This window comes from Bacillus sp. AFS040349 (assembly GCF_002577655.1).
Classification (GTDB): Bacteria; Bacillota; Bacilli; order Bacillales; family Bacillaceae; genus Metabacillus.
This window is the reverse complement of record NZ_NUMC01000197.1, coordinates 1-7,012: the sequence shown is the minus strand read 5'-3', so window position 1 is coordinate 7,012 and position 7,012 is coordinate 1. Positions and strand designations below refer to the sequence as shown.

The window sequence follows — 7,012 nt, the reverse complement described above, 5'->3', positions numbered from 1 at the left end:
TTTTATAATGCCATAAACACAACAAGTCGAACATTTTATATACCGATTACTTTTTTGAAAAAGGATTTAAAAGATGCGGTGGCAGTAGCTTACTTAGCAATGCGGGCTATAGATGAAATTGAAGACCACCAAGAACTCTCAAATGATGTAAAGCATGATTTGCTTATGGAAGTAAGTCAGTTATTACTTGAAGAAAATTTTAATAATCAAAAGTATAATGAAGTAGTTTCGCCATATAAAGATGTATTACCTGAAGTGACATTACGATTAGCAGATTGGCTATCATTAACTCCTACAGGTGCAAAAAGTCGTGTACAAGCTGCAACAAGTGAAATGGCAATGGGAATGGCGAAATGGTCAAAAGCAGGCTGGGACATTAAAACGCGTGAAGATTTGGATGACTATACCTATTATGTTGCTGGATTAGTTGGGGTTATGCTATCAGATTTATGGCATTGGCATGACGGGATCGAAACAGACCGTGATTTAGCAATTGGCTATGGAAGAGGGTTACAGGCTGTTAATATTTTACGTAATCAGCATGAAGATATGGATGAACGTGGAGTAAGCTTTGTTCCTGATGGCTGGAATCAAAATGAGCTATTTTCTTATGCTAGCGAGAACCTAGCAAAGGCAAATGAATATATCAAATGTATTGATAAAAGAACGATTTTATTATTCTGTCGTTTACCGCTGGCAATTGCTCATAAAACATTAAAGGCATTAAAAGACGGTCGTGAAAAAATCAGTCGTGCTGAAGTAGAAAAAATTGTGCAGGAAGTACAAGTTGATTAAGAAACGATTGAGCCTGATAAATAAGTTCAAAGAGCTCAGAGCCATGAATATAAACTCTGAGCTTAATCTATCTTCTGCAAACGAAGAAACTTTCCGACATGTCAGGGCGTTTATTAATCGTTCATTGCTCCTGCTTCTCGGGAAGTCATTGCACCTTGTCCTTGACTTACATCTTTTTGAATTTCTTGTTTCACCTTTTGTGGATCAGTGCCGGCAAACCCAGGACTCATTGCTGAACCTGAGTTCTTATTAGCTTGTTGGTTTTTCATCATAGGCCTCCTGCTGTGTTATTTAACATTGCTTATTATTTACAAAAAAACAGGTGGTATATCCATGATTACTGAGTATTTAATTGACTAATTAGTTTATCTAATCTTCTTAAATGAAAGGAATAATCAATAATAGAAGATATGACAATCAATAAGCGGACATTTTGATCAGCATTTTGCATATATAATTTTAATTTAAGTTCATAACTTTCTTTTAACGCTTCATGCTCAAAGCTCGAATGATTTTCCTTTATTTTCCCCTGATATTTTAATAGTAAATACTCATGATACTTCATTAAGTACTCAAGTTGTTCATCAAAAAACTGACTTTCCTCTTCAGATTTTTTGCTTTGAAAAAAGTGTTCCTCGATATTTTCTAATAGCTGTTCACCTTCTTGCAAAGTTTTAAATAACTGCCTGAAAACAAGAAGTTCTCTTACTTGCAGCTGATTTGATTTTCTTCCAAGCTTTACTCTTTCTTCATCAAACAATTGAAATAGTTCTTCTAATTTTTTTATATCCTTTTTAAAATTCTTACTATATTCCTGATATGAGGTTTCTGTTAACTCATTGGAAATTGCAGTTCTAATGAGCAATGACATATTTTGAAATGTTGTTTCAACAAGCTGTACAAAGGACTTCTTATATTTTGGTGGAAAAATAAGAAGGTTAATTAAAATGGCTGTGCATGTCCCAATTAAAATAATATAAAATCTTTCTAAAGCAAAATATAGATCTTCACTTCCAGCGGCACTCATTACAGCAAGGACTGTTACTAGCGTTAGGGAAATGGTACTTTGCAGCTTTAACTTTAAACTAATTGCGATAACTAAGATAATAACAAAGCCAATAATTACTGGATTTTCTCCAAAGAAATAAATAAAAAACAGGGAAATCGTAGCTCCTATCGTATTGGCCAAAATTTGATCAACCATTTGCTTCCAAGTACGATAAACAGAAGGCTGAATAGCTAAGATGGCCGCAACTCCAGCAAAAACAGCATGTTCAAGATGCATCAACGAACAAATGTATATCGATAAAGCAACAGCTAAACCTGTTTTTAATATGCGTGGACCAAACGTAATGGTAAACCCTCCAAACTGAAATAAAATGGGACAGGGGGACAGGTTCACTGTCCCGAAGTAAACAATACTCGATAGATAATAGGATAATTTATATAAACTATTTCATTACCCATTATAGATAAAACTGTAATGATATCAAGATAAAGACAGAGGATTATCTTTTTATTTAGCCCACTAATCAAGAGTTTATTAAATAAAGAAGGATAAAAACAATTTCTATAGAAGAAAGAAGGATCTTAATTTGTTTTTTGAATTCTAACGTAAATGAAACAATTATGGAGAGACTTTTTACATTTCTTAGTACCAGCTAACACAGTTTTGGACAAGTGATTGTAAAAAAATAGATGCAGGAGGTCGTAATGCTACATAATAAATTTGTATTAGTGGTTAGTGTATCAATTCTTTGTAATGAGCATGTGTTACTAATAAAAGAAAACAAGCCTACTGCAAATAATAAATGGAATTTTCCAAGTGGACGTATTGAATACAATGAAGACATTCTTGAAGCAGCTCATAGGGAAGTAAAGGAGGAAACTGGGCTTGAGATAAAATTAACAGGTACAACGGGTGTTTATCAGTTCATGAGCAGTACGAACAATCAAGTATTTCTTTTTCATTTTATTGCCGAGGTTACTGGTGGTGCTCTATCTCTTGAAGAGGATGAAATAGTAGATGCAAAGTGGTTCAAAGTTAATAAGCTATCTGAATTAAAAGAAGAAGAATTGCGGGAAGCGGGTGTATTTAATCAAATGGTACAAAACTTATTAAGTGAGAACATACACTCAATTGAACTTTTTGATAAATATATCTAGGGTTATCCTTATGAACGACAAACGTTGTGAAAACTTGAGAGGAAAGTCGTTCATTGACAGCATTCCAGCTTTTTGTTTTCACAATGACTGATGAACTTTGTTTTCTACTTTCTATTTATCCTGTACAATCGATCAGTTATGCTATAATTAAAAACTTAAGGGAATAATAACCTTGTTCATAATGGAACGGAGAAAAGCCTCCGCCTAGTGATAAAATATGGAGGTGTATGTAATGAATAAACGCTGGACAATCGGTAAAATTAAAGAATTTGTTGAAAAGAACTCTGATAGTAACCTGTTAACGACCGAATATCACGGTTTTTCTCAAAAGTTACTTTTTAAATGTTCATGTGGTAACAATTTTGAAAAAACATTTACAAAATTTAAAAATAATAACCAACGTAAATGTGAAGTATGTCAACCGCCAAAACCATCGAGGTAAACAAACGTAGTGCTGATTAACATAGAATCAGCACTATTTTTTATTTTATATGAGCCTAACATAGAAATTTAAAATTATGAACCTGTTCTTCTTTTTTAAAACGTCTAATAGTTGGAAAGGAGGTTATGAGATGTGAAATCTAATGGGGAAATGCTTAATAAGGAGTTGAAGTATGCTAGTGCTGACGATTTAGATCTAATCTTAACTGAGTTAATGGTACAGTATGGAACGGATCTCACTACACTAGCTTATACTTACACAAACAATACAGAGGCAGCTAAGGATATCGTACAAAATGTATATATTAAATGCTATAAAAAATTACATACATTTAAAGGACAGTCTGCCATTAAAACATGGCTTTTTCGGATTACTATTAATCAATGTAAAGACTATTTAAGATCTTCATATTTTCGGAGAGTGATTCCAATTGGGATGAAGCCTAGAGAAGAAATAGAAGAAAGAAATAGTACGGAAAAAATAGTTTTACGAAAAAATATGAAAAAACAAATCCAGCAATGTATAAATAAATTACCAACAAAATATAAAGACTCCATTTATTTATACTATGTACAGGAGCTAAGTTTAAAGGAATCTGCTGATATTTTAGGTGTCCCAATAGATACTGTAAAAACGAGGTTAAGAAGGGCAAAAGAAAAACTCCTACCACTCTTAAATGAGGAGGATATGTTTTATGACGAATAAATTAATTGAGTTAAAGGAAATTCTTATAGAAGAGGAAGTAAGAAAAGACTTAGAATTCACCTCGAAAGATAGAGAGAAAGTGCTAAATAGCATACACCAGCCAATAAAACAAAATAGAAGGATAAACGCCCCAGTTGTCATTGCTTCATCATTATCAGTTGCATTAATCTTTTTACTTGTCATGAGCTCAACACCAACTGAACGTAAAAATACAGGTCGTGAAGAACAAATAGAATTTGTTGATCAAACAAATTTATTTACAGAACTAAATCAGACAGTTGAGAATAATGGCATTAAAGTAACTCTGCAAAAAGTTATGTATGATGGATCACGAATATTAGTAGAGTATGAAGCAGAGTCTAGCACTGGTGAGGAACTTGAAAGAGTTACAGGTAATTATCGACTAACGGTTAATGGTGAAAAAGGAAAGGATTTAACTCTAAGTCCCCAGGAAGGTGATGAAAAAGATACTGCCGTTGTCGCTATTGAATTGTACAAGGAATTTCCAGAACAATTCGAGCTAGGTTTTAATATAAACAAGATTGAGGAGCAAAATGGTACATGGAATTTCAATATTCCTATACAGCAAGTTCCTGGAAAGATTAAAAGGTTTGAGCCAAAAAGTGTTGTCAAAAAAGATCATTTACAATTATCAATTAACGAAGTGATTGCTTCTCAAAGCGCCATTAAAATTAGATATGAAGAAAGTGAAAATGGTAAAATTGATAGAAGCTCACCTTTATACAATAAATCTGTCATATACGAAATACTTGATCCAAAGGGGAATGAAATTGTACCTATATCTTCCCGTGGAATAAGTTTAGATTGGGTTTCATATGGTACTGGAAAACATGCAACAACAACATGGTATCATGCTCCAAAAGAATTGCCTGAGTATCTTGTGTTAAAAGCATATATTCCAAAACAGGAGTCCCAATCAATCTCAATAAAAAAATCAATTAATGAATCATTGCCGATTGTTTTAAATCAAGATGCTACTAATAAACTAGTTATATCAAAAATTAAAAAGAAAGAAGGGCAGGTCTGGTTACATTATTCGATTGATGGAAATCTAAAGCAAGCAAGAAATTGGCTAAGTTTAAAGTTGGAAAAAGATGGGGAAGAACAATACTTTCAACCTATTTCATTTCCTGAATATAAGCCAAATCAAGAAAATATCGCAAAATTTGATGTTAACTTCTCAGAAAACCTATATATTGTAACGGAAAAGATAAGCTTTGAGGAATTTGAAGAATTAGATATGAAAATTCCGTTAACAGATCCTAAGTAATACCTTGCAAGCTCAACGATAAAAAGGCAGCGTTATGCTGTCTTTTCTTATGTGGGATTTTCAATAATTTATTGTAATCAGAATTTCAATTCAAATAATTAATGGTAAAAGGGTATATATGGTAAACTAAATATATTACTCAAACATCATAAAGAGAGATTGTTGTAAAGTTTAAACCTAATACAAGAGCGGAAAATTACTATAGTATAAAAATCTAACTTAAAACTTAGTATCATTTATCATATGACTGGGGGAAAATATGCTAGTATTTTTTTTGATCCTATTATCTTTAATAATGATTGTGCTGAGTTTATCTTTAACGAAACAAAAAAGAAAGAAGAGGATATTAATAGGAATAGGATTAATCATGTATTCTATTATAAGTTTTCCTATATTAGTCCCAGTTTTTGGTGAAACTATGGCTCTAAATGGAGTGGCAAGTTTGATGGTTATGAACTTTATTTTATTAATTGGAGGTGTACTCACAAGCATAGTAGTTTTTTTTACTAAGGGCACAAGACTATGAGTTAATGGAGGTTATTGATTTCTTATGATTTAGTTATATGTTTTGCTACCACTTATTGTATTTGGTGCAATCGCTATTTATTTTGAAAAGAAATCCGGAATGACTACACCTGATGAGAATGTGCAAGCTGAACAAAGAGGTCAAGTAATGAAACAAAATGGTGTATCTGGTACATGAGAAATTTCTTATAAATAGATCATGGATATTTAATGAATAATTTGATGATAGATATAAGCCTGTATTATGAAAGGAAAGAGTTATGAATATAGAAGCTTCATTAATAGCATTACCATCATTTGAAACGAATCGACTACTATTAAGAAAAATAAACCTTAATGACTTAGATGATATATTTGAGTTTTCATCTGATCCAGAGGTTGCCCATCATATGACATGGGAAGTAAATAAATCAAAAGAGGAGACATTAAATAATTTTATAAGTGTTGTGATGAATAGCTACAAAACGGGTCAATCAGCAGATTGGGCGCTTGTACACAAAGAAAGTAATAAAGTCATTGGTACTTGTTCTTTTGTTGATTGGTCTAATGACAATCAAAAAGCTGAAATAGGATATGTTTTAAATAGAAAGTACTGGGGGCAGGGTTTAGCATCTGAGGCAATTAAGGAAGTCATTAAATATGGATTTGAGACTCTTGAGTTAAATCGAATTGAGGGTGGGTGTGATACAGATAATATTGGATCTGAAAAAGTACTGTTGAAGGCAGGATTTAAGTATGAAGGGACTCTTAGAAAAAATGAATACATCAAGGGACAATTTCGTGATACTAAGCTTTTTTCCATTTTAAAAGAAGATTATCTAACTAACTATTGATTTACCTTTAAGAAGGTGTTATGATATTCCTCGTCCCTTTAAGAGAGAAGAGACAAAGTTCTAATAATAAATAATAAAAAAGATTTTAAAAGTTGTTGACTTCTACGAAATAAGATGATAAGATATATCTTGTCTCTGCGGAATGTTGCATTTACATCAAATTCACAGAAGTTGACAAACGAGAAGTTGTTTGATAAAATAATTTCTATTGCTGATCATCTATCAGTTGAAAATGGTTCTTTGAAAACTAAACAA

General features: G+C 32.2%; 9 protein-coding genes. 7 read left to right on the top strand and 2 right to left on the bottom strand.

The annotated features are described in order from the left end of the window. The first annotated feature begins 12 nt into the window (after nt 1-12). On the top strand, nt 13-795 hold the full coding sequence (locus tag COD11_RS26060; RefSeq protein ID WP_098799770.1) for a squalene/phytoene synthase family protein: 783 nt from the start codon (nt 13-15) through the stop codon (nt 793-795). 113 nt (nt 796-908) lie between these two features. On the opposite strand, the gene COD11_RS27205 is transcribed toward COD11_RS26060, so the two are convergent. After that, entirely contained in the window at nt 909-1,064 is a 156-nt protein-coding gene (locus COD11_RS27205; protein ID WP_176551257.1) for a hypothetical protein, read from the bottom strand. A gap of 68 nt (nt 1,065-1,132) precedes the next feature. Next, on the bottom strand, nt 1,133-2,197 hold the full coding sequence (locus COD11_RS26055; protein WP_231307587.1) for an aromatic acid exporter family protein: 1,065 nt from the start codon (nt 2,195-2,197) through the stop codon (nt 1,133-1,135). Nucleotides 2,198-2,508: 311 nt separating this feature from the next. On the opposite strand from COD11_RS26055, the gene COD11_RS26050 reads away from it, so the two are divergent. The 6 genes from COD11_RS26050 to COD11_RS26025 all read left to right on the top strand — a co-directional run bounded on the left by COD11_RS26050 (nt 2,509) and on the right by COD11_RS26025 (nt 6,757). Continuing rightward, a complete protein-coding gene (locus tag COD11_RS26050; RefSeq protein WP_098799768.1) occupies nt 2,509-2,961 on the top strand; it encodes an NUDIX hydrolase in 453 nt (150 codons plus the stop codon). A 232-nt stretch (nt 2,962-3,193) separates the two neighbouring features. Further along, nucleotides 3,194-3,403 carry a hypothetical protein gene (locus tag COD11_RS26045; RefSeq protein ID WP_098799767.1) on the top strand — a complete coding sequence of 70 codons (210 nt, stop codon included), beginning with the start codon at nt 3,194-3,196 and terminating at the stop codon, nt 3,401-3,403. A gap of 132 nt (nt 3,404-3,535) precedes the next feature. Further along, nucleotides 3,536-4,108 carry a sigma-70 family RNA polymerase sigma factor gene (locus tag COD11_RS26040; RefSeq protein WP_098799766.1) on the top strand — a complete coding sequence of 191 codons (573 nt, stop codon included), beginning with the start codon at nt 3,536-3,538 and terminating at the stop codon, nt 4,106-4,108. Beyond that, nucleotides 4,098-5,399, top strand: a complete 1,302-nt coding sequence (locus tag COD11_RS26035; RefSeq protein ID WP_176551258.1) for a DUF4179 domain-containing protein — start codon at nt 4,098-4,100, stop codon at nt 5,397-5,399. Before COD11_RS26040 ends, COD11_RS26035 begins: the two co-directional genes overlap by 11 nt. 568 nt (nt 5,400-5,967) lie before the next feature. Further along, nucleotides 5,968-6,102, top strand: a complete 135-nt coding sequence (locus tag COD11_RS27830; protein ID WP_255301716.1) for a hypothetical protein — start codon at nt 5,968-5,970, stop codon at nt 6,100-6,102. A gap of 82 nt (nt 6,103-6,184) precedes the next feature. Then, nucleotides 6,185-6,757: a GNAT family N-acetyltransferase gene (locus COD11_RS26025; protein ID WP_098799763.1), complete on the top strand. Its 573-nt coding sequence runs from the start codon at nt 6,185-6,187 to the stop codon at nt 6,755-6,757. Nucleotides 6,758-7,012 lie beyond the last annotated feature (255 nt).

Bases quoted from the DNA above. Each gene is read 5' to 3' on its own strand.
- COD11_RS27205 (WP_176551257.1), bottom strand. From the start codon at position 1,064: ATGAAAAACCAACAAGCTAATAAGAACTCAGGTTCAGCAATGAGTCCT.
- COD11_RS26050 (WP_098799768.1), top strand. From the start codon at position 2,509: ATGCTACATAATAAATTTGTATTAGTGGTTAGTGTATCAATTCTTTGT.
- COD11_RS26045 (WP_098799767.1), top strand. From the start codon at position 3,194: ATGAATAAACGCTGGACAATCGGTAAAATTAAAGAATTTGTTGAAAAG.
- COD11_RS26035 (WP_176551258.1), top strand. From the start codon at position 4,098: ATGACGAATAAATTAATTGAGTTAAAGGAAATTCTTATAGAAGAGGAA.
- COD11_RS26025 (WP_098799763.1), top strand. From the start codon at position 6,185: ATGAATATAGAAGCTTCATTAATAGCATTACCATCATTTGAAACGAAT.